Origin of the sequence: Pantoea sp. ME81, assembly GCF_903970985.1 — a bacterium.
Classification (GTDB): domain Bacteria; phylum Pseudomonadota; class Gammaproteobacteria; order Enterobacterales; family Enterobacteriaceae; genus Pantoea; species Pantoea communis.
The window spans coordinates 24,000-42,178 of sequence record NZ_CAJCKS010000009.1 but is presented as its reverse complement, the minus strand read 5'-3'; the positions used below and the strand labels follow the sequence as shown (position 1 = coordinate 42,178).

Annotated in this window: 16 protein-coding genes and 1 tRNA gene; 8 read left to right on the top strand and 9 right to left on the bottom strand. The window is 51.7% G+C overall.

Annotation, left to right across the window (positions count from 1 at the left end; translation table 11 throughout):
- Positions 1-1,001: 1,001 nt before the first annotated feature.
- From H7A81_RS03160 to H7A81_RS03140, 5 genes are all read right to left on the bottom strand, one after another.
- Positions 1,002-1,379 (bottom strand): hypothetical protein, encoded by a 378-nt coding sequence (locus H7A81_RS03160; protein WP_182056695.1) that lies wholly within the window; start codon positions 1,377-1,379, stop codon positions 1,002-1,004.
- Between the two features lie 419 nt (positions 1,380-1,798).
- On the bottom strand, positions 1,799-2,236 hold the full coding sequence (locus H7A81_RS03155) for a transposase (protein ID WP_255478878.1): 438 nt from the start codon (positions 2,234-2,236) through the stop codon (positions 1,799-1,801).
- Between the two features lie 2 nt (positions 2,237-2,238).
- Positions 2,239-2,841: a hypothetical protein gene (locus tag H7A81_RS03150; RefSeq protein ID WP_182056694.1), complete on the bottom strand. Its 603-nt coding sequence runs from the start codon at positions 2,839-2,841 to the stop codon at positions 2,239-2,241.
- Between the two features lie 94 nt (positions 2,842-2,935).
- Entirely contained in the window at positions 2,936-3,433 is a 498-nt protein-coding gene (locus H7A81_RS03145; RefSeq protein ID WP_182056693.1) for a hypothetical protein, read from the bottom strand.
- Positions 3,434-3,920: 487 nt separating this feature from the next.
- Positions 3,921-4,005, bottom strand: a tRNA-Leu gene (locus H7A81_RS03140).
- Positions 4,006-4,271: 266 nt separating this feature from the next.
- Between H7A81_RS03140 and H7A81_RS03135 the strand changes: the two genes are divergently transcribed.
- Positions 4,272-4,784 carry a DUF2501 domain-containing protein gene (locus H7A81_RS03135; RefSeq protein ID WP_182056692.1) on the top strand — a complete coding sequence of 171 codons (513 nt, stop codon included), beginning with the start codon at positions 4,272-4,274 and terminating at the stop codon, positions 4,782-4,784.
- A 223-nt stretch (positions 4,785-5,007) separates the two neighbouring features.
- Here the strand turns inward: H7A81_RS03135 and H7A81_RS03130 are convergent, their stop codons facing one another.
- The gene (locus H7A81_RS03130; RefSeq protein ID WP_182056691.1) at positions 5,008-6,384 is read right to left on the bottom strand and encodes a PLP-dependent aminotransferase family protein; all 1,377 of its coding nucleotides are present in this window, start codon (positions 6,382-6,384) and stop codon (positions 5,008-5,010) included.
- 141 nt (positions 6,385-6,525) lie between these two features.
- On the opposite strand from H7A81_RS03130, the gene H7A81_RS03125 reads away from it, so the two are divergent.
- From H7A81_RS03125 to H7A81_RS03110, 4 genes are all read left to right on the top strand, one after another.
- Positions 6,526-7,131: an FMN-dependent NADH-azoreductase gene (locus H7A81_RS03125; protein WP_182056690.1), complete on the top strand. Its 606-nt coding sequence runs from the start codon at positions 6,526-6,528 to the stop codon at positions 7,129-7,131.
- Positions 7,132-7,145: 14 nt separating this feature from the next.
- Complete coding sequence (locus H7A81_RS03120; RefSeq protein WP_034826422.1) at positions 7,146-7,625, top strand: carboxymuconolactone decarboxylase family protein; 480 nt, start codon at positions 7,146-7,148, stop codon at positions 7,623-7,625.
- 95 nt (positions 7,626-7,720) lie between these two features.
- On the top strand, positions 7,721-8,356 hold the full coding sequence (locus H7A81_RS03115; RefSeq protein ID WP_034826425.1) for a hypothetical protein: 636 nt from the start codon (positions 7,721-7,723) through the stop codon (positions 8,354-8,356).
- Positions 8,357-8,438: 82 nt separating this feature from the next.
- Positions 8,439-9,116 carry a MarC family NAAT transporter gene (locus H7A81_RS03110; protein ID WP_034826427.1) on the top strand — a complete coding sequence of 226 codons (678 nt, stop codon included), beginning with the start codon at positions 8,439-8,441 and terminating at the stop codon, positions 9,114-9,116.
- A gap of 30 nt (positions 9,117-9,146) precedes the next feature.
- On the opposite strand, the gene H7A81_RS03105 is transcribed toward H7A81_RS03110, so the two are convergent.
- The 3 genes from H7A81_RS03105 to H7A81_RS03095 are packed head-to-tail and all read right to left on the bottom strand — an operon-like array spanning position 9,147 to position 12,948.
- Complete coding sequence (locus H7A81_RS03105; protein ID WP_182056689.1) at positions 9,147-10,403, bottom strand: cytochrome c; 1,257 nt, start codon at positions 10,401-10,403, stop codon at positions 9,147-9,149.
- A gap of 4 nt (positions 10,404-10,407) precedes the next feature.
- A complete protein-coding gene (locus H7A81_RS03100; RefSeq protein ID WP_160868511.1) occupies positions 10,408-12,177 on the bottom strand; it encodes a GMC family oxidoreductase in 1,770 nt (589 codons plus the stop codon).
- Between the two features lie 39 nt (positions 12,178-12,216).
- A complete protein-coding gene (locus tag H7A81_RS03095) occupies positions 12,217-12,948 on the bottom strand; it encodes a gluconate 2-dehydrogenase subunit 3 family protein (RefSeq protein ID WP_038649342.1) in 732 nt (243 codons plus the stop codon).
- Positions 12,949-13,481: 533 nt separating this feature from the next.
- Here H7A81_RS03095 and H7A81_RS03090 point away from each other — a divergent pair.
- The 3 genes from H7A81_RS03090 to H7A81_RS03080 all read left to right on the top strand — a co-directional run bounded on the left by H7A81_RS03090 (position 13,482) and on the right by H7A81_RS03080 (position 18,111).
- A complete protein-coding gene (locus H7A81_RS03090) occupies positions 13,482-15,053 on the top strand; it encodes an ABC transporter substrate-binding protein (RefSeq protein WP_182056688.1) in 1,572 nt (523 codons plus the stop codon).
- Positions 15,054-15,172: 119 nt separating this feature from the next.
- A complete protein-coding gene (locus tag H7A81_RS03085) occupies positions 15,173-16,675 on the top strand; it encodes a helicase HerA-like C-terminal domain-containing protein (protein ID WP_160868509.1) in 1,503 nt (500 codons plus the stop codon).
- A gap of 158 nt (positions 16,676-16,833) precedes the next feature.
- Entirely contained in the window at positions 16,834-18,111 is a 1,278-nt protein-coding gene (locus tag H7A81_RS03080) for a DUF445 domain-containing protein (RefSeq protein ID WP_182056687.1), read from the top strand.
- Positions 18,112-18,179: the final 68 nt, after the last annotated feature.

Here is an 18,179-nt window from a genome sequence, read left to right as displayed (position 1 = left end):
TAGATATGTTCCCTAATGGCGGCCTTGTAAGGGCCTTTTTTACTTAAGAAATTTCCGCGATGAGAACCTTTGAGCAATAAACACGCGCTCGATCAAAAAGTGAAAAAAATGTAGTAGGCAGTTGACACTAGTGGCAAGCCTTACGGAATGGGGATCCAGGAATTTCGCTACCCCCTATGACGGATTTTATCGCGAAAATCAACTCTTGTGATGATCTGAATGCTGACTAAAATACTCACTATATTGTTGTTCATACTTCCCGCACCCCCTATATATAGAGATTATCCTCAGGCTTACTCATAACGAGCGGCTTGTGCATAACTGACGATGGGCTGTGCCATGAATATGGGAATTCAACAACGTGGATAATGATTTCTAAATGTGAATGCAATCTGAGGAGATTTATGGACAGAAAAAAGCTGGAAAGCACTGCAATGCTTCCAGCCTTTTCCCCACACCAAAGGTGTTTAGCAGTAAAAGCGTTATCCGTTTCCGAACTGCCCTACTGACGATCTAACAACGTTATTGTAGTGGCAGTTTCGGTTCACTGTAAAGTCGCTAAAAGGAAAACCTATGCGATCAAAATCAGTCTTCTATGACCGAAACGGCAAGCCTAAGCCCTACTTAATCCCTCTGGTTTGGGTATGCAAGGTGGCGTTAAGTGGCTTAATTAAATGGTTATTTGACCGTTTCTTACATTAATCTTTTAGGGGGGCTTAATTGCCCCCCTCGTTGGAGATATATGGTCAGCTTATTGAGGAAAGGGAACAGCTCTACTGGTGTACATATGCTTCAGAAGTACGGAGGGGGTTATAGGATCCGATGTTCTCCCGATACCCTAAAACGGGCAACCTCGGTTGAGGTTAAGCCAGAGTACCGCCATTTGTTCGCGGGAACTAATGAGATCTACCACTCGAAAATCTTTGATGATGTTGAAACAGGGAAGAAAGAACTATTGGATTTCGTTTACCAGGTGTGTGGGGTTCGTTGTACCGTCTGAATCAATTAAATAACTCAGGAAAGTGAAGCTTTATCATGGGCGCAGTGAAAATTTCAACGAATGCAAAGTCAGCAGGCTCAATGAGAAAAGTTTGCATTTCCCGCATAAACCCATAACAAATGATCTTCAATGCCCCGTAGCAATCTTCATTATTGACGATTACCTGTCCGTCAGAAAAATTCATTGTGATGAAAGTCAGAGTTGAGTGCAGAGCGCAGATACGAGGATCTAACCTTTTTCGATTGATGACTGAGAAAGGGAAAGGTTCATGTTTGAATTGATGAAAGATAATTTTATGTGCCAATCCAGCTATGCCACGTTGGAACAGTGCAGGCAAAGCAGTCAGGCGGGTATCTATCACTGTTTCAACTTTGGTCATGTACCAAGTTTAGCGCAAGCTCTCAAATATAATCCTAACTGATTACATTCAGTTCCAATCTTATTAGGATCTATAGGATGGGTTATGGCGACTGGCAAGAGAGGCGGGAAATATTTTCAAAAGGAGCAACTGCACTAACGCTTTACCGTGGCTAGGTCGCTCATTTGTCAGCACTGACGCCAACTTTAAGAACATAGCTAACATCCGTCCTTCTATCGTGCCTAATAGCGACTAAAGCGTCAGCAGTGCAGGTCACGTTAACTGACGTTGAGCGTGTGGAGAATGGCAAAACTGCCCTATGCATTTACACAGGGCATAACATAATCCGCATTATGAGATTACAACTAGTCAGAACTGCAAGGCGGCTATGACATTCGTAACGGATAATAAAGTAAATTATATTCTGTTTTGTAAAATACTTACTCAGAAGTTAAGTTATGCTCAAAATGACAGTGATAACAATACCAATAACGGCGTAAGCTAATTCCATACTCGGGCTCTGCTTGTGTAAAATCTAAACGCATATGCACCGATTTTTGATTACCTTCATAACACTTCGGGCAAAATGCAACTTTATCACCATCTTTCCAATAAAGCCCGTCATGAAACGAAAACGACTTCTTCTCATTCAATTTTTTCTCAAGATCTTTATTCTTAGTTTCCGCATCGAATAAAAGTGCCTGTGTGCTGATCACCTCTAACTTTACGCTTGCCAACTCACCCATTAGATTTGCCAATTCCAATTTTAGGGTGGCTTTATCGAGCTCAGCTCCATCATCAGAAAGTTTTTTTGCTATCCCTACTGCCTTATCAATTATCCCAACTGCCGCGGCTGTGCTTGCTAAAAAACCTGACATGATTACTCCTTTTTAATAAACAATCGATCATAATGCCCATCGATTTTTATTTTATTTTTGTTAAGGGTATCGATTACAATTGAATCATTAGGCAATGGTAGGCCTGAAACCTTACGTAGCTCATATGATATTACATAGAATTTTAAAGCCACGTCAATTAGTTGCTTTGCTCTTAGTGTTGTAGGGTAATCACTATTATCATGAGTTAAATATTCTTCAAGTTCTTTTAAAACCCGCACTTTTGCATTGCTGACTGAGGCTGGAAGAATGAAGATTTCATGCATTAACTTAACTGGAAGGAGCTTCCAATCGATATCATCCAGGTTACCAAGAGTAAAATCGGGGAAATCAATCTCGTAACCTTTAAAACTTCCCCCATAACAAACGCCATCTTGGTCTTCACAGACTTCTTCACCATCATCTTTATAACAATCAAGACACTGTGCTGCATAAAGCTCTAATTTATATGTAAGCTTAAGAGCTAGAACTTCGAGGCCTTTTTTGTTCTTATTTCTATTCTTAAGCCAGTCAGTGAAGAAAGTGAAGCCCCCTGTAATAACTGCTCCAACTACTGCCCCAATTAATCCTATATAGCTATCTGACATACGCCCCTATCCTTTGAGAATATCATCATAATTACAGACAAGCATAACTATACTGCTAACTTAAACGACAAATCGTTTAATATTTCGAGTTAACTTAAAGATTGGATGTATCATGTGTAACTCTGCTGGTTGGAATGTAACGGATTACAGTTTGTGCCATAATCCCAGAGATGATCATCTTGCTTAGCTCAACAGTGGTTGAAGGAAGCTTCCAAGTAACACTGTCTGCATTAGCAAATTCAGGTTTGCCATACTTCTGAGTTAACAATTGGTTCAAGGTGTTAAACTGACGAACAATGATCCCTTCATTCATCTGTTCAACACTGGTTACATTCGTCTGCACTAAACGATCTGAATCATCAAAAAGGAAGTTAACGTTATAAAGCCCACTTCCAATATCTACCTTGTCGATTCGAACCTTACCAACACTTCCTTTGTATTTTTCAGGCGCAATCAAGTGTGCCCCATTTCCTTGTGCCGCGACAACTTCGGACGGTCTCATATCCCATTTGGTATTTCCGTAACCAGCACCGCCAGCGTGAGCTAACAAAGGCATAAGAAGAAAAGCTGCTCCTACCATGATTTTTTTCATTTCGCTTCCTTAACAGTTAGTCGATTTAGGAAACATCTTAAAACTTAGTCAGCCGAAATCAAGGCATAGAGAACCTAATGCGCCGTGATGGGTATTAACCGATCAGCGCCGTAGGCGCCATCTGTGTTCTGCTTTCACTAATTCTCTTTTCAAGTAGCCGTTGTAGTCCGGTGGCTGAAACCATGACATTACGGAACACAGCGCAAAGTGTGGAACGAATGAAAGCTTTGGGATGGTTTAAAGGCGTGGGCAACGTCACAGCATTTCAATTTAAGAAACTGTACGTGTTTGAAGCTGTAAACTACATGCCGCAATGGATAGTATTCCCTGAACTGTCACGACTAACCACAGCGGCAATTTCCGGTGAAACTTTAGATCATTTCTTACATGCAAGAGAGATAGAATTTTCTAGCAGAGAGCAGGAACATTCTCTGAATTTCAGGCAAAAAAAAGCCGCTCGTAAGCGACTTAATTTTGCATCAATCGATGGTGCCGAAGGTCGGACTCGAACCGACATGTATCTCTACGGTTGATTTTGAATCAACTGCGTCTACCGATTTCGCCACTTCGGCACTGAAGAGGATGCGGAAAACGTTGGCGATTATACCGTTACAAACAGAGTGCGCAACACTAATCGACAGCGCTTTGCGCTAAGCGTTGAAAAAACCAGCACTTCGCAGGTTCTGAGGGGCAAACACGGCAGCACAAGTGCCCTTTCGGCGCTTTCCTGTGCAGATTCCAGAACATTCCCAAACTCCCGCCACTTCGGAACTTTCCGTGCTTACGCCTCTCTTAACCAAAACTGACAGCGTCAGATGTATAAAACAAAGAGGTTGAGATGAACAAAGCAACACAACGCATCATTTTGGGATTGGGTATCGCGGCAGCACTGACAGCAGGCAGTGCATCGGCGGCGAGTTGGCAGGATCAGTTGAGCAGCGCGGCATCGCAACTGTCTCAGCAAAACAGCGGCTCTACCGCCAGCAACACGCAGAACGGCGGTCTGTCGCTCTCTTCGCTGAGCGGTTTACTGAATGGTGGTGACAAAGCGGTTAGCTCCAACAGCATGACCAACGCCGCAGGCGTGATGTCCTACTGCGTGCAGCACAACGTGGTGGATAACAATGTGGCATCGGTGAAGGATCAGGTACTGAGCAAGCTTGGCCTGAGCAGCCCCGCCGCGCAAGAGCAGAAAACCGATTATCAGCAGGGTCTGCAAGGCTTGCTGAACACCGGCAACGGTCAGCAGCTGAATCTGCAGAGTCTGAGCAACTCGCCGATGGGTGAGAAAGTGAAGACCAAGGCCTGTGACGTGGTGCTGAAACAAGGTAAGAAATATATCGGCATGTAATTCACGCCCTACTTCGGGTTGCAGGTGCGTTGGCGGCTTTCGTTCCCCCGCATCGCTTAGTGAGTAAGTGCATCGGGCGTCTCTCGATAGCCGCCGTTCTGCATCCGGAATGATAGTGGGTGAAGTAACCATGAATAAGGCGCGAGCTGTCCCTCGCGTCTTATTTACTATTGATGGGGAGCGCAATAAATTGCGCCGCTAGGGCCATTAATCCATCAACTCATCAACTCATCACCCCTTTAGTTTCTTCTACCACCCTGCCCAGCACATCCACCGCCTGTTCAAATGATTGAATATTGGTGTAGCCAATCACCAGCCCGTAGCGTTTTTGGGTTTGTGTATACCAGCCAGAAAGCGGTAACACCCGCAACTGATGACGCTGCCAAATCTCCGCCAGTGCCACATCCTGAATACCTCGCCGCAGGAAGGCCACGATATGCATGCCACCATCAGTGAGTTCAAAGTCAAACAGCTGCGGGAAACAGTGCTGTAGCGCATCCAGCATCATGCGGCGGCGCTGCTGGTAGAGAATCCGCATCTTCTTGATATGGCGATAGAAGTGTCCATCACTGAGGAATTGTGCGAGGATTTTCTGCGGTAGCAACGGCATACCGGTTTCGAGGATTTCACCCAGCTCGCGGAAGCGTTCGATGGTCTGTTGCGGCATCACCAGATAACCCACGCGCATCGCAGGCATCATGGTTTTACTGAAGGTGCCGGTGTAGATCACCCGATCGTGCACATCCAGGCTCTTCAGCGCGGGAATCACTTTGCGCGTGTAGTGAAACTCGCCATCGTAATCATCCTCAATGATCCAGCTGCTATTCTGCTGCGCCCACTCCAGCAATTGATGCTTGCGGGGTAATGATAACGTCACCGCCAGCGGGCTCTGATGGGTTGGCGTGACGACCGCGAAGCGTGCGTCTGAGTGATAACGCTGCAGGAAATCCACGTCGAGACCTTCACGATCCACCGGTACATAGTGCAGGTTCGGTGCGATACGCTTTAACAGTTTCTGCCCAAAGAAATAGCCCGGATCTTCAAACAGCACTTTGTCGTGAGGATGGGCCAGCACGGCCAGGATGAGGCGCAGGTTGGCGCGATAACCGGTGGTGATAAAAATCTGCTCCGGCTGGCAGTTGAGCCCGCGCGAAATATTGAGATAGCTGGCAATCGCCTCACGCAATGGCTGGTAGCCCATGATGGCGGGCATGATCATTTCATCGGGCCGCAACGTTCGCGCCGCCTTTCCGGAGATCAGCAGCCACTTCTTGTGCGGGAACTCATCCAGTGCCGGAATACCCAGCCGCAGCTCGCCTTTGCTTTCAATCACCGGATGTTCAAGCGGTGTGGAAGGTGGCGCCGTGTTGACCACGGCGGCTTCGCCAAGATTCAGTGCAGGGTTCACGCGTGTTCCCTTCGCGCCCTGGCTGACAAAGTATCCCTCTCCAATGAGGATCTCATAGGCGGCCTCCACGGTTTTACGCGCAACCTGGAGCTCACTGGCTAACACGCGGATCGCGGGCACCCGATCGCCCGGCTTTAAGCGCCCTTCCAGAATCTGCTGGCGATAACGAATGTAGATTTCTTTGTAGCCCACGTTTATCTCTCGCTCATTCCAATGTCGCAATAAGTGCGATGCCTAATGTCCTACCTGTTTTAAACCATTTTGACCCTTTTCCCTCAGACATAGAAGTTTAAGATGCACCCATTCAACGCGCTATCTCGTTAAGGAAAAATCATGAAACTGCTGCATATTCAGGTCAGCCCGGATCTGGCCGGATCGGCCTCACGTAACGCCTCGGCGCGTTTGGTGGAGAAGCTTCGCGCCCAGCATAGCGATCTCGATGAGACGGTACTGGATCTGGCGCAGCATCCGTTGCCACATCTGGATGCCTTCACCATTGGCGCGTTCTTTACCCGCCCGGAGGATCGTAACGATGCACAGCGTGCTGCCATTCAGACTTCCGAAAAAATGGTGGATCAGCTGTTCGCCTGCGACACCCTGGTTATCTCGTCGCCGATGTGGAACCTCGGTTTGCCGTCGGTGCTGAAAGCCTGGTTCGACCATATCACCCGCGCCGGACGCACCTTCGCCTTTACCCCGGAAGGCACCAAAGTCGGTCTGGTGAGCGGCAAGAAGGTGTACAGCGTGGTCGCCAGCGGCAGCGTGTTTGCCCACGGCCCGTTTGTGCAGGATGACCAGTTCACGCCTTACATCCGCGTGGCACTCGAATACATCGGCATCACCGATGTGGAATTTATCCGCGTGGACGGTACGCACGATCCCGTCAGCCGCGACACCGCATTACCCCAGGCTCTGCAAGCTATTGACCGCTTATTTTGAATGAGGAAAATATCATGACTTCACGCGTTAACCATTTTAAAACCGCGCCAGCACTGGCCAAATCCATGTCTGATTTCTCTAACACCGTGGCGAATACCGCGCTGGAGAAGTCACTGAAACACTTGATCGATATCCGTGCTTCGCAGCTCAATCACTGTGCCTTCTGCCTCGATATGCATGTGAAGCAGGCGAAAATTGATGGCGAGCGTGAACTGCGTCTGCACCACGTTTCTATCTGGCGTGAATCTCCGCTGTTCAGCGCACGTGAGAAAGTCGCTTTTGCTCTGACCGAAGCGCTGACCCGCATTGGTGAACACGGCGTGGATGAAGCGCTGTACGGTGAAGTGCGTGAACACTTCTCTGAAGGCGAAATCAGTGAGCTGACCTTTAAGATTGCTGCCATCAATACCTGGAACCGCCTGATGATTTTGTCGCAGATGGCACCGGGTGCTCTGGACAGTGCTTACGGGCTGGATCGTGCTGATTTGCGTTAATTTTTACCGCCAGTAGCGCGTGCTGCTGGCGATGTCATGTTCATCTGCGCTGCCTGACGCTATAGTGAGATTTTGCACCACACAGGACAGCGCGCATGAAAGGCATCAATATTGCGATTTACTTCGATCCCGACCTGATTCACATCAGCGTTCACCAGCAGGATGACAGCTATCTCAGCCACCACTTCAGCTACGATGACAGCGTAATTGAAGAGATCTACCAGTGGCTGGAGCAGTTCACGCCTAATCGCACCCACATTTGCCTGATTGAGCACGATACTGCCGACATCCTCGCCGATGAGCTGGTCGATAACGGCTATCACGTCCATCAGGTGACGCAGCATGATCTCCTGAACTGGTTTGCCAGCGAGCCTCCCGCAGAACCCGATGGTTCGCCTGTCCGTGCCCTGCTGCGCTATCTGGAAAACGAAAACCCGTCTGAATATCAGTCCCGCACTCCGCAGATCGAAGCCTTGATGGATATGCTGGATGAGCTGGACGATCTGGAAGGCGTGGATGAAGTCGAAGATGAAGACAACCTGCCGGATGACGTACTGCGTTTGATGAAGCAGAAGAAAATCACCGCCAACCAAGCCGCAGAGCGTTTGCTGCCCGACGTCAATGAACGCATTCGCGAACACCTGATAAGCTACCCTGAGCTGATGACGCCCGAACTGCTGGAAGATTTCTTCCCGGAGTTGCTGGAAGCGTTAGAAACGCCAAAACATTGATGCATTTTGCATACGTGCGCTAAATTGTGCCGCGACGCGCCTCTACGGTGTGTCGCGGTGTCATTGAAACTCGGGGAAAACCATGCTGGAACTGTTTAAAGCCATCGGGCTGGGATTGGTGGTGCTGTTGCCGCTGGCCAACCCGCTGACCACGGTGGCGCTGTTTCTCGGTCTTGCGGGAGACATGAATTTCCAGGAACGCAATCGCCAGGCCATGCAGGCTTCGATTTACGTGTTCCTGATTATGATGGTGGCGTGGTACGCCGGGAATGCTGTGCTGCACACCTTCGGCATCTCGATCCCTGGTCTGCGTATGGCAGGAGGATTGATCGTCGCCTTTATCGGTTTTCGCATGCTGTTTCCGGCGAAACCCGTCGGCCACTCCGTTGAAGCCCGGCATAAACAGGATGAAATCGACGCCACCGATGCGAATCGTGAATCGGTAAATATCGCCTTCGTGCCGCTGGCGATGCCCAGTACGGCAGGCCCGGGCACTATTGCGATGATCATCAGTTCGGCTTCCACCGTAAAAGCGGGTGTCGATTTTCCTAACTGGGTGGTGAACGTGGCGCCGGTGCTGACCTTCTTGTCGGTCGCTGTGATTTTGTGGATTTCGCTGCGCAGTTCGGGCGCCATCATGAAGCTGGTCGGTAAAGGCGGGATTGAGGCAATTTCGCGGTTGATGGGCTTTTTGCTGGTGTGTATGGGCGTACAGTTTTTGATTAACGGCGTTTTAGAAGTGGTACGGACTTTCCATTGAAGAGAGTGCGGCCCGAAGGCCGCACCCGATTTACTCTGCTTTCAACGTCTTGCGCACATCCGCAACCTGATCTTTGGTCACGGCTGGGGCATTGTTACTCCAGCCCTGACGGATAAAGGTCGCCAGCTGCGCCACTTCATCATCCGTCAAACGCTTGCCAAAGCCCGGCATCGCGAGGGTTGACGGCGCCTTCTCGGTCGATGGCTGCTGCGCACCGGCGAGAATGGTGTGGATCAAGCCGGTAGGATCGTTGGCATTCACAATGGTGGCCTGATCCAGCTCCGGGAAGATCCCTGGCGCGCCTTTACCGGTCACGAAGTGACAGGCACCGCAGTTATCGATGTACAGACGCTCACCTTCCGTCAGGTTTTTCGCTGCGGTCAGTTTGGCTTCTGTCGCCTGCTGCTTCTGCACGTTGTACGCCTGCAGCGGCGGGTTGCCCCCGATAAACTTCAGGTACGACGCTATCGCTTTCAGGTCGGCATCGGTCATGTGCGAGCTGGAATGCTCAATCACTGACTTCATCTCACCGCCTACCGCCGCTTTATCGTTACGACCGGTTTGCAGGTAATCGACGATCTCCTGCTCGCTCCAGCGCGGTAAGCCACGCAGCGACGGCACATCCCAGTTGTTCAGGATGCCACCGGCGAGGAACTTGTCGTCACCGCTGTCCAGCGCTTTCTCGTTCATACCGAGACCGCGTGGCGTATGGCACGAACCACAGTGACCGAGGCTTTCCACGATGTAAGCACCGCGATTCACTTCTTCAGATGCGCCGCCAATCGGCTGGAACGGCTTGTCAGAAGTGAATGCCCAGTTCCAGAAGCGCATGCCCCAGCGCTGGCTGAACGGGAAGCTCAGTTTGGTCTCTTCCGGCTGCTCACTGCTCGGCTTCACGCCCTTCATGAAGTAGACATACAGCGCGTGCATGTCTTCATCACTGATTTTGGCGTAATCCGGATATGGCATGGCCGGGTAAAGGCGTGAACCATCCGGCAGCACACCTCTGCGCACCGCATCAGAGAACTGCTGCTCGCTGTAGTTGCCGATGCCGTGCTCTTTGTCCGGCGTGATGTTGGTGGAGAAGATGGTGCCGAGATTCGACTCAATCGCCAGACCACCCGCATAATCCGCTTTGCCCGACACGGTATGGCACGCCATACAGTCGCCAAGACGAGACAGATATTCACCCTGCTTGATCAGCGCGGCTTCATCTTCCGCATGAGCCTGTACCGCAAAGCTTCCCAGCAGCACGGCGTTAGCGATTAACAATGATTTTAATTTCATGTGCTTATGCCTGTACCAATGGACCTGGGTTTTTCAGATAGTGTTCTTTGATCGCCTGCGCCGCCATCAGGGTAATCGCACCGATGGTATCGGTCGGGTTCGCCTGGAAGTTTTGCGGGAAGGCGTTACCGCCCGGTACAAACACGTTATGCACATCCCAGCTCTGCAGGTACTTGTTCAGCGCAGAAGTTCTTGGGTTATCGCCCATCACCGCGCCGCCCACGTTGTGCGTGGAGACGTATTTAGTGAGGTCAAAGTCCGCGCCCATCGGCAGGAAGCTCATGCTCATGCTGTCTGGGTTCAGCTCTTTGGCGATATCGCCAACGATGCCTTTCAAATGCTGCTGCAGCTTAAGTTCGTTCTCTTTCCAGTTGAACGTCATACGCAGCAGCGGCTGACCGCGATGGTCGGTGTAGTGCGGATCCAGATCCAGATAGATATCGCGATACGACTGGCAAGTTGTCGTGATGCTGATCTTCATGGAATGGTTGTACCACTCTTCCAGACCCTCTTTGTAACCCATGCCCCAGGCTGGCGTGCCTTTTGGCAGCGCAGCGGCCATTGGCGTACCGGTGGCTTGCGAGCTGTGGATCTTCGCGCCGCCGAGGAAGCCGAGGCCTGGGCCATCGAAGTTGCCTGGTGAGATGTCGTTGAACATCTGGCCGGTGGCGCCTGCGGTGGCGTAGGAGTTGAAGTTCTTATCTTTGAAGAACAGGGTTGCGCCACCGTTGGACAGGAACGCATAGTTACGACCTACCACACCTTCTTCAGTGATCGGGTTGTACGGTTTGCCGATACCGGACAGCAGCATCAGACGCACGTTGTAAAGCTGGAAGCTGGACAGCACGACGATTTTGGCTGGCTGGAACACTTCATTGCCGTCTGCATCGAAGTAGAGAACGCCCTTCGCGGTTTTACCATCGTCGTGCAGCACCACTTTGTACACTTCCGCATGCACTTCGTAAGAGAAGTTAGGCATACGCTTCAGCGCATCCATCACGGCGGTTTGCGGTGAGGCTTTGGAGTAGTTCAGGCACGGATATTTCGAGCAGTAACCGCAATAGTTACACGGCGCGATCTGGTTGCCGTACGGGTTTTTCCACGCGCGAGACACACAAGCCGACGGGTTCGGGAACGGGTGATAACCCAGCTTGGTCGCCGCTTCTTTAAACATCACGTTGTTCAGCGTGTCTTCCAGCGCAGGCAGCGGATACGGTTCTGAGCGTGGGCCTTCGAACGGGTCACCGCCTTCCAGAATCTGACCACGCAGGTTGCCGGTATTACCCGACTGACCGCAAATCAGCTCAAACTTATAGTAATACGGCTCGATCTCTTCCCAGGTGAACGGGAAGTCCATCACGCGCATATCGTCCTGCAGCACGCCCGGCTTGTAAGCCTGATCGACGTAAGTCTTCAGTTTGATATCGGTTGGGGTTGGACGAATCAGTACCGCCGTCCAGTGCATACCTGCGCCGCCGACACCGGTACCCGGAGCGAACGCGCCCCATTTACGCGTCGGCAGTGCCGTCTGGCTCATGTTGTAACGGACGGTGACCGCCACTTCTTTTGGGGTGGCGAACACTTTGTTACGCACGTTATAGGCGTATTCATCAGCCGGTTTCGGGTAAGCAAAATCCGGGTAGTCACGCTCGCCGCCGCGCTCTAACGCGCGCACTTCCAGCCCGGCCAATGCCAGTTCGATACTCATCAACGAGCCGGCCCAGCCGAGGCCGCAAACGACGACGTCGACTTCTTTCTTTGTAATCTGTGCCATGTTAATCCTGTCTCACATACCAAATACGGGGGTGTCGGCTTATGCGCGCTCACCCAAGAGGCTGACCGGTCCCAGCGGGTACGGCACGTTGTGCTGCTTCACCCATTCGGTGAAGCTGGCGCGTGCGCCTGGGAAGCCAATCGCAATCCAGGCTTTCATGCCCTTATTGCCGCCGTACATCGGATCGGCGAGGTAGCCGTGTTTGGTATCTGCCAGCAACTGACCAAAGAACTGCGAGGCTTTCAGGTTCGGTTCACCCATTGCCGGGAAATCGATACCGTCATTTTTATTGACCTTGGTCAGCACCGCGTCTTTCTCTTCCAGCGTCAGTTCATGGAAGGATTTTTTGTAGGTGCTCTGCGTCCACTGTTCCACCAGCTTGATGCCTGTGCGATACAGCTCTTGCGGGGTGTAAGGGATCTGATAACCCATGGTGGCTGGCGCGTGCACGTCGAACGGACCCTGCATGTAAATTTCGCCGCCGAACTCAGGGCTATGGAGTTGCTGATCGATAAAGATCGGCACGTTGGTTTCCAGTGCACCTGGCGCTTTGCCCTTACCACCGGCAGGAATCAGACGATCGGTCGCGGCCAAAATAAACTGCCACTCCTGAGCGCTGAAAAAGATCGGTTTGTAATCGGCGAGTTCCGGTGCTGCCATTTCCGCAGCTTGCGCCGCAGTTAATCCCTTAAATACCAGGTCGCTTAATGGCAAAGCCAATAACGACCCAAGCAAAAACTTACGTCTGGTGGTCGGTTTATTTAGAAGCATGGCGCGACGACTCTCACTTGCTAAGAAAGATAATTATTTTTGTTAATGGCTTTATAAATCGGTAAATAACCTGGCAATCTTAGGGATATAGATATTTCTGAATGTAAGAATCAATGTTCGAATATGTTTTGATGAGAAACCATCATGATGTTGAATTTAGGTTAAGGGCAGGTAAAGGGCTTTCGGAAGGTGAATTGGACTTTTAACCGTACAATTGCTGTGTTTTTAGCAATTCAGGATGGGCAAATGACCAAAATTGATCGCGCAAGGAAATAATCGCACAATTCAATCGATAAAAATAAATCATACTTCCATACAAGAGAATTATTCTCATTAATAACATCTTATTTACTTAATTGACCAGTACATGAACGATCTATTTCCTGGAAATGACAGGCGGCGCACAAAATAAGTGAAATAATCGCCGAATGTTATCATTTGTTAATTTCCGGCACAGCTCAGAACAAACCGGCATTTTGCCTGAGCGGCAGCAGCGATAGAGTCAATTTATCTATCACTCAGGAAAACAATAAATGCGTGCATTGATTTTGTTGGTCACTTTATGGAGTAGTGCATTCGCCTTGCAGGCTGCGACACCGAAAGACACGCTGGTGGTTGCCGTACCGCTGGATGGCATCATCAGCTTCGACCCCGCTGAAAGCTTTGAAACGGTCAGCAACAGCGTACAACGCAACATTTATCAGACGCTGGTGCAAGCCGACCGCAATACGCCACAGAAACTGGCACCGCTGCTGGCGACTTCCTGGCAAAGTGGCAGTACGCCGCACAGCCTGGTATTTAACCTTAAACCAGGTGCCCGCTTCTCCAGCGGCAATGCGGTGACGCCGCAGGATGTGATTTTCTCACTGACGCGTGCCGTGCAGTTGAACAAAGCACCCTCTTTTATTCTCGCCGAATTTGGCTGGACCAACGAGAACATCGCCAGCCAGTTTAAGGTGCTGAATGATCACCAGCTGGAGATTCAATGGCCCGCGCAGATAGGTCAGGATTTGGCGCTGCGCCTGCTCACCGCACCGGTAGCCTCGGTGGTGGACAGCAAAACCGTGCAACAGCATGCGGTGAATAACGATTTCGGCAATGGCTGGCTGCACACTAACACCGCAGGCAGCGGCGCGTTTACGATTCAGCAGTATGTGCCACAGCAGGCGCTGGTGCTGAGCGCCAACCCACAAGCCAATCCGCAGCCACACCTGAAGCGTATTTTGCTGAAAGGCGTAGCCGATGCCGGTGCGCGTCGCCTGTTGATTCAGCAAGGCGATGTCGATGTCGCTTATCAACTCGGCCCCGATCAAATCGATGCGCTAAAGAGCGATAAGCACCTGCACATTGCGTCATTCCCTTCGAGCCTGGTGTATTACCTGGGCTTCAATACGCAGAACCAGGCGCAGCCCACACTGGGTAATCCGGCCCTATGGGAAGCGGCGCGCTGGTTGGTGGATTACCAGTCCATCTCACAAGATTTGCTGAAAGGTCAGTACCGCATTCATCAAAGCTTCCTGCCGCAGGGCTTTGACGGCGCGCTGGAGGACCAACCGTTCCACTACGATGTGGTGAAAGCAAAGGCGATTTTGGCCAAAGGGGGCATCAAACCGGGCAGCAAATTTGCGCTGACGGTGATCAATCAGCCGCCGTACATTGATGTCGCGCAGGCGCTGCAGGCCAGCTTTGCCAAAGCGGATGTACAGATTGAGCTGCAGCCGGTGGCGGAATCCGAGCTGTGGAGCAAGATGCGCGGCCGCGATTTCCAGTCGATCTTTATCTACTGGGGCGCGGATTACGTTGACCCGAATACCAATGCCAGCGCCTTTGCTTACAACGTGCCGGGCGGCTCGAAAACATTGGCGTGGCGTGTCGGCTGGGAGATTCCGGAACTCAGCGCCAAAACACGTGCCGCAGCAGGCGAAAGTGATGCCGCCAAACGCCGTGCGCTTTACACCGACCTGCAAAACACCGTGCAGCAGAACTCTCCGTTTGTGGTGATGCTGCAGGGCGCGCAGCAGGTCGCGGTGCGTAACAACGTCAATCATGTGCAGCAAGGAATTGGGGTGAGCTTGCTGTTCTTTGATGTGGTGCAGAAGCAGTAGATCCTGTTGATGGGGGGAATGGCTTCCCCCCATCAACACTTTCAGTACAATCTTCATCCTTCCCCTCGCATCGCTTGCTATTCTTTCTGGCATAACCTGTTGCCTGCGAGTGAAAAAATATGACCACCCCGTTGCTGATTGCTCAAACGCCTGACATCCAGTTATCCCTGCTTTCCAATATGGCGAACCGCCACGGCTTAATCACTGGTGCCACCGGCACCGGTAAAACCGTGACGCTGCAAAAAATCGCCGAGTCCTTCTCCAATATCGGCGTGCCGGTGTTTATGGCCGACGTCAAGGGCGATCTCACTGGCGTGGCGACCGCCGGTGAAGGCTCGGAAAAGTTACTGGCGCGGTTGGAAAAGATTGGCGTGACCGACTGGCAGGCACAGAAAAATCCGGTGATGGTGTGGGATATTTTTGCCGAGAAAGGCCATCCGGTGCGTGCCACAGTTTCCGACCTTGGCCCGCTGTTGCTGGCGCGCTTGCTCAACCTCAATGAGGTGCAATCGGGCGTGCTGCAAATCATCTTCCGCATCGCCGACGATCAAGGGTTGTTGCTGCTGGATTTCAAAGATCTGCGCGCCATGACGCAATACATCGGCGATAACGCTAAATCTTTCCAGACGCAGTACGGCAACATCAACAGCGCTTCCGTGGGAGCGATTCAGCGTGGCTTACTGGCGCTGGAACAGCAAGGCGCTGAACACTTCTTCGGCGAGCCGATGCTGGATATCCGTGACTGGATGCGCTGTGACAACGAAGGCAAAGGTTTCATCAACATCCTTTCCGCCGAGAAGCTGTATCAAATGCCGAAACTCTATGCCACCAGCTTGCTGTGGCTGCTGGCGGAGCTGTACGAGCAGTTGCCCGAAGCGGGCGACCTTGATAAACCGAAAATGGTGTTCTTCTTTGATGAGGCACACCTGTTGTTTACCGATGCGCCGCCGGTACTGCTGGAGAAAGTGGAGCAAGTGATCCGTCTGATTCGATCCAAAGGCATTGGCGTCTATTTCGTCACGCAGAATCCGTCGGATATCCCTGATAACGTGCTCGGTCAGCTAGGCAATCGCGTGCAACACGCCCTGCGCGCCTTCACGCCGAAAGATCAAAAAGCGGTGAAAAGCGCCGCCGAAACCATGCGCGCCAATCCGGCGTTCGATACCGTGGAAGCCATTCAGGCGCTGGGCACCGGCGAAGCATTGATCTCCTTCCTCGATGAAAAAGGCAGCCCGTCGATGGTGCAACGTGCGATGGTGATTGCACCCGGTTCACGCATGGGGCCGGTGACGCAGGATGAACGTAATGGCTTAATCAATAACTCCCCGCTGTACGGCAAATACGACACCGAAGTGGATCGCGAATCCGCGTTTGAGATGCTGCAAAAAGGCGTGCAGGCCGCCCCGCAGCAGGCCAATGCACCAGAAGCCAAAGGCAATAATGTCGAGGTCGATGACGGCATTCTCGGGGGACTAAAGGACATTTTATTCGGCACCACCGGCCCGCGCGGCGGCAAGCGCGATGGCGTGGTGCAGAGCGTGGCAAAAAGCGCGGCGCGCCAGGTCACCAACCAAATCATTCGTGGCGTGCTGGGAAGTTTGATGGGCGGCCGTCGTCGATAACACACTGAAAATATTTATCTTCCTCCGCGGCGCTATGTATGGCGCGGGCATCAGCAACGCTGCAGTGACACCTGCGCGCCGCGACATTAATGACGCTGATTGAATGGGTGCAATGATTCGCACCGCCACCCTAAGGTGTGGTCTGCTAAGATCGTTATATGGATAAATATCAACAACTCAAACGGAGCAAGCGTCTGGCGCTCGCATTGCTGTTGGTTGCCGCAGCGACTTTTGTCGTGACGCTGTTTCTGCCACCCAATTTTTGGGTGCTTGGTCTCAAGGCCATTGCTGAAGCGGCGATGGTCGGTGCGCTGGCCGACTGGTTCGCGGTGGTGGCACTGTTTCGCCGCGTGCCGGTGCCCTTCATTTCACGTCATACGGCGATTATTCCACGCAATAAGGATCGCATCGGGGAGAATCTTGGCCGCTTTGTGCAGGAGAAATTTCTCGATACTGATTCGTTGCTGGCGCTGATTCGCCGTCACGATCCTTCGCAGATGCTGGCGCAGTGGCTTAACACGCCGGGCAATGCCGATCGTATCGGTCGCCATCTGTTGCAGGTGATGCGCGGCTTCCTTGATCTCACGGATGATGAACGCATCCAGCGCTTCCTGCGGCGGGCCGTGCATCGTGCATTGGATAAGGTCGATCTCACCCAATCCAGCGCGTTGTTACTGGATAGCTTGACCAAAAACAATCGTCATCAGGAACTGCTGGATGCCGCGGTACAACAATTGCTACGACTGCTGCACAAGCCCGGCACGCGTGAGTTTATCGCAACGCAGATCGTGCGCTGGCTGAAGCGGGAACATCCCATTAAAGCCAAAATGTTGCCAACGGAATGGCTGGGTGAGCGCAGTGCTGATGTCGTGGCCAACGCCGTCGATTCGATTCTCGATGAAGTGGCAATCAATCAGGGCCACGAGCTGCGTCTGGGATTTGACCGCGCAGTTCAGCGGCTAATTGAGAAGCTAAAAACCGATCCCGAAATGGCCGAACGTGCCGAGGTGATCAAAAGCTGGCTGAAAGAGGATGAATCACTGAATCGCTATATCGGCGAACTATGGCAGGATCTGCGTAGCTGGTTGAAGGCCGATCTCAACAGTGAAGATTCCCGCGTGCAGGAGCGTGTGCGTCTCGCGGCGCTGTGGTTTGGCGAAACGCTGGCGGCGGATGAAGCGCTGCGTACCTCAATGAATCAGCATCTGGAAGATGCCGCTCGCAGTATCGCGCCGGAGTTTGCAGAGTTCCTGACGCGCCACATCAGCGATACCGTGAAGAGCTGGGATGCGCGGGAGATGTCGCAACAGATCGAGCTTAACATTGGCCGCGATCTGCAGTTTATCCGCATTAACGGCACGCTGGTCGGCGGCACCATTGGGTTGGTGCTGTATTTGCTATCGCAGTTGCCGGCCTGGATTCATACCTTGAAGTGACAAAAAAGCCGCCATGACATCGGCGGCTTTTTAGATTTTCGTTATAGCGACAGGTTATAGCTGAGCTA

Coding starts and splice junctions, on each gene's coding strand:
- H7A81_RS03160 (WP_182056695.1), bottom strand. CDS start 1,379: ATGACCAAAGTTGAAACAGTGATAGATACCCGCCTGACTGCTTTGCCT.
- H7A81_RS03155 (WP_255478878.1), bottom strand. CDS start 2,236: ATGTCAGGTTTTTTAGCAAGCACAGCCGCGGCAGTTGGGATAATTGAT.
- H7A81_RS03150 (WP_182056694.1), bottom strand. CDS start 2,841: ATGTCAGATAGCTATATAGGATTAATTGGGGCAGTAGTTGGAGCAGTT.
- H7A81_RS03145 (WP_182056693.1), bottom strand. CDS start 3,433: ATGAAAAAAATCATGGTAGGAGCAGCTTTTCTTCTTATGCCTTTGTTA.
- H7A81_RS03135 (WP_182056692.1), top strand. CDS start 4,272: ATGAACAAAGCAACACAACGCATCATTTTGGGATTGGGTATCGCGGCA.
- H7A81_RS03125 (WP_182056690.1), top strand. CDS start 6,526: ATGAAACTGCTGCATATTCAGGTCAGCCCGGATCTGGCCGGATCGGCC.
- H7A81_RS03120 (WP_034826422.1), top strand. CDS start 7,146: ATGACTTCACGCGTTAACCATTTTAAAACCGCGCCAGCACTGGCCAAA.
- H7A81_RS03115 (WP_034826425.1), top strand. CDS start 7,721: ATGAAAGGCATCAATATTGCGATTTACTTCGATCCCGACCTGATTCAC.
- H7A81_RS03110 (WP_034826427.1), top strand. CDS start 8,439: ATGCTGGAACTGTTTAAAGCCATCGGGCTGGGATTGGTGGTGCTGTTG.
- H7A81_RS03105 (WP_182056689.1), bottom strand. CDS start 10,403: ATGAAATTAAAATCATTGTTAATCGCTAACGCCGTGCTGCTGGGAAGC.
- H7A81_RS03100 (WP_160868511.1), bottom strand. CDS start 12,177: ATGGCACAGATTACAAAGAAAGAAGTCGACGTCGTCGTTTGCGGCCTC.
- H7A81_RS03095 (WP_038649342.1), bottom strand. CDS start 12,948: ATGCTTCTAAATAAACCGACCACCAGACGTAAGTTTTTGCTTGGGTCG.
- H7A81_RS03090 (WP_182056688.1), top strand. CDS start 13,482: ATGCGTGCATTGATTTTGTTGGTCACTTTATGGAGTAGTGCATTCGCC.
- H7A81_RS03085 (WP_160868509.1), top strand. CDS start 15,173: ATGACCACCCCGTTGCTGATTGCTCAAACGCCTGACATCCAGTTATCC.
- H7A81_RS03080 (WP_182056687.1), top strand. CDS start 16,834: ATGGATAAATATCAACAACTCAAACGGAGCAAGCGTCTGGCGCTCGCA.